Raw genomic sequence first — 3,895 nt, forward strand, 5'->3', positions numbered from 1 at the left:
ATCACTCGTATGATAACGCGTTAGCCCAAAGTGTCAATGGTGCGTATAAAACAGAACTTATACGAGAACGTACACTCATGAGCGTCAAAGATCTCGAACACGCCACTATGTGTTGGCTGACATGATGGAATACCAATCGCCTTCATACATCTTTGAGGGTACAAAACCCTGCCACAATCGAACCAGAACACTACACACTACACAAAACAAGGAATAAACTAACAACAAAAATACAAACAAAACCAGCCCACATCGGGATACAATTAGTTATGGAGTAAGAAAATAGAGAGGAGTAGTTAGGAAAGTGATAAAAAACGCTATAGCATATATTACAAGAAAGAGAAATAGAACTTTAATAATTTTTATCATGTTAACTATAGTTCTTTCTTGCTTGTATTCTTGTTTAACAATAATGAAATCAAGCAATGAAATAGAAAAGGCTTTATATGAAAGTTCTAATTCTTCAATATCAATAACAAAAAAAGATGGTAAATATTTTAATGTTAATCAATTTAAAGATATTGAAAAATTAAAAGAAATTGAAGAAAAAATAATTCAATATGATGGATTAGCAAAACTAAAAGATGCTAAAGTAGTTAGCGGAGAACAAAGAATAAATAGAGAAGATTTATCTGACGAATTTAAGAATGTTGTCTCACTCGAAGCTACAAATAATACTAAAAGAAATATTCTTTTTAGTAGTGGAGTATTTACAATTAAAGAAGGTAAAAATATAGGAGAAAATGATAAGAATTCAATTATTGTTCATGAAGAATTTGCTAAACAAAACAATCTAAAATTAGGTGATGAAGTTAATCTTGAATTACTAGATATTGAAAAAAGTGGAAAAACAAAAAGTCATAAATTTAAAATTATAGGGATTTTTTCTGGTAAAAAACAGGAAACATATACAGGGTTATCTTCTGATTTTAGTGAAAATATGGTGTTTGTAGATTATTCAACAAGCCAAGAGATATTGAATAAATCAGAAAATAATAAAATCGCAAATAAAATTTTAATGTATTCTGGTAGTGCAGAATCTACAGACTTAGCCTTAAACAAATTGAAAGAGCTTAAAATTGATGAGTCAAAGTATTTTGTTGAAAAAGATTCTAATGCGTTTGAAGAGTCTTTAGAGTCAGTGAGTGGAATAAAACATATAATAGAAATAATGACTTATTCTATTATGTTAGGTGGGATGGTTGTTCTTTCATTAATCTTGATTCTATGGTTAAGAGAAAGAATTTATGAAATAGGTATATTTTTATCTATTGGAACATCTAAGATACAAATTATAATGCAATTTATATTCGAGTTAATATTCATATCGATACCAAGTATAATATCTTCCTTATTTTTAGGAAATGTATTACTAGAAGTAATTGTAGATGGATTCATTAACTCAGAGGACTCAATGATTTCCGGTGGAAGTTTAATAAATAATAGTAGTTTTATATTAAATATAACAACACTTGGACAAAGTTATTTAATATTAATAAGTATTGTTGTTTTATCAGTTGTATTTGCTTCTTCATTAATATTAATCAAGAAGCCTAAAGAAATATTATCAAAAATAAGTTAGGAGAAAATAATGGATATATTAGAAATAAAGAATGTAGCATATAGTTATGCAAATTCTAAAGAAAAAGTTTTGTCAAGAGTAAATCAAAAATTTGAACTTGGGAAGTTTTATGCGATAGTAGGAAAGTCAGGAACAGGAAAATCTACACTTCTTTCCTTACTTGCTGGACTTGATAAACCTCAAACAGGAAAAATATTGTTTAAGAATGAAGATATAGAAAAGAAAGGATATAATAATCATAGAAAAAATAATATATCTTTAGTATTTCAAAACTATAATTTAATAGATTATTTATCATCAATTGAAAATATTAGATTAGTAAATAAATCAGCAGATGAAAGTATCTTGTTTGAACTAGGTTTAGATAAAAAACAAATAAAAAGAAATGTTATGAAATTATCTGGTGGACAGCAACAAAGAGTAGCTATTGCTAGAGCATTGGTATCAGATGCTCCAATAATACTAGCTGATGAGCCTACTGGTAATCTAGACAGTGTTACTGCTGGAGAAATAATTAATATATTAAAGACATTAGCTAAAGATAGAAATAAATGTGTAATAGTTGTAACACATAGTAAGGAAGTAGCAGATTCTGCGGATATCATTTTAGAACTAAGTGGTAAAAAGTTGAAAAAAGTAAATAAAATGAATTTGGAGGTTGAATAATGATAAAAAGTGCATTTGCTTATGTAACTAGAAAAAGCTTAAAATCACTGACTATTATATTAGTTATTTTATCTATGTCAACTTTAAGTCTCATTAGTTTATCTATTAAAGATGCTACGGACAGAGCTTCAAAAGAAACATTTGCTAATATAACAAATAGTTTTTCTATGGAGATAAATAGACAAGTAAATCCAGGAACACCTAGAGGTGGGGGAAATGTTAAAGGTGAAGATATTAAAAAGATATCTCAAACAGATAGTATAGACTCCTATGTGAAAAGAATAAACAGTGTTGCAGATCTAGTTGATTATGATATTGTTGAAACTCAAGAGACTCTTGCGAATCAATCACCTGAAAGAGCGAAGAATTTTAAAAGAACAGTTATGTTAACTGGAGTTAACGACTCATCAAAAGAAACAAAATTTGTATCAGGAGCATATAAATTAGTAGAAGGAAAGCATTTAGAAAATAAAGATAAAAATAAAATCTTAATGCATAAAGATTTAGCTGAAAAAAATAATCTTAAAGTTGGAGATAAGATAAAAATAAAATCTAATTTATTTGATGCCGATAATGAGAAAGGTGCAGATGAAACAGTAGAAGTAGAAATTAAAGGTCTATTCGATGGGCATAATAGAGGTGGAGTAAGTGCAGCACAAGAACTATACGAAAATACATTAATCACTGATGTTCATACAGCTGCTAAAGTTTATGGTAATACAGAAGATACAGCTGTATACCAAGATGCAACATTCTTTGTAAAAGGTGATAAGAATCTTGACAGTGTAATAAAAGATCTTGGGAAATTAGATATAAATTGGAAAGAATATAATTTGATTAAAAGTTCATCAAATTACCCTGCATTACAACAATCTATATCAGGTATCTACTCAATTTCAAATAAATTATTTGTTGGCTCATTAATATTTGCAGGAGTTGTAGTTTCATTATTATTATTCTTATGGATGAATGCTAGAAAGAAAGAAATAGCAGTGTTACTATCATTAGGTATATCAAAATTAGAAATTTTTGGTCAATTCCTGATTGAGATGGTATTTATATCAATCCCCGCATTCGTTGGTTCTTATTTCTTAGCTCAATATACAGCTGATAAGCTTGGGAATAATATATTGAATAAGGTTACCGGTGATATAGCTAAACAAATAGCTAGACAATCTGCATCTAGCCAATTAGGTGGTGGGGCAGAAGCTGAAGGATTTAACAAGACATTATCAAGTTTAGATATAAATGTATTACCTAAATTCATAATTTATGTAGTTATATTTATGAGTTTAGTACTTCTTGTATCATTGATTGTTTCTTCATTCAATATATTAAGAAGGAATCCAAAAGAATTATTAATTGACAATAATTAAAATTTTCGGTGCTTGATGTGGGCTGGTTTTTGTTCGCATTTTTTGTTGTTAGTTTATTCCTTGTTTTGTGTAGTGTGTAGTGTTCTGGTTCGATTGTGGCAGGGTTTTTGTATCCCAAAGATGTATGAAGGCGATTGGTATTCCATCATGTCACCCCCACATATAGTGGCGTGTTCGAGATCTTTGACGCTCATGAGTGTACGTTCTCGTATAAGTTCTGTTTTATACGCACCATTGACACTTTGGGCTAACGCGTTATCATACGAGTGAT

Annotated in this window: 3 protein-coding genes; all 3 read left to right on the top strand. The window is 29.1% G+C overall.

Going from position 1 to position 3,895, the window contains the following annotated elements:
- The first annotated feature begins 304 nt into the window (after positions 1-304).
- From G464_RS0108145 to G464_RS0108155, 3 genes are read left to right on the top strand one after another with little or no spacing between them, the layout of a single operon-like run.
- Entirely contained in the window at positions 305-1,582 is a 1,278-nt protein-coding gene (locus tag G464_RS0108145) for an ABC transporter permease (protein WP_022857433.1), read from the top strand.
- Between the two features lie 6 nt (positions 1,583-1,588).
- A complete protein-coding gene (locus tag G464_RS0108150; RefSeq protein ID WP_338058114.1) occupies positions 1,589-2,248 on the top strand; it encodes an ATP-binding cassette domain-containing protein in 660 nt (219 codons plus the stop codon).
- Complete coding sequence (locus G464_RS0108155; RefSeq protein WP_022857435.1) at positions 2,248-3,624, top strand: ABC transporter permease; 1,377 nt, start codon at positions 2,248-2,250, stop codon at positions 3,622-3,624. Before G464_RS0108150 ends, G464_RS0108155 begins: the two co-directional genes overlap by 1 nt.
- Positions 3,625-3,895 lie beyond the last annotated feature (271 nt).

Origin of the sequence: Alloscardovia omnicolens DSM 21503 (assembly GCF_000420505.1) — a bacterium.
GTDB classification, from domain to species: Bacteria; Actinomycetota; Actinomycetes; order Actinomycetales; family Bifidobacteriaceae; genus Alloscardovia; species Alloscardovia omnicolens.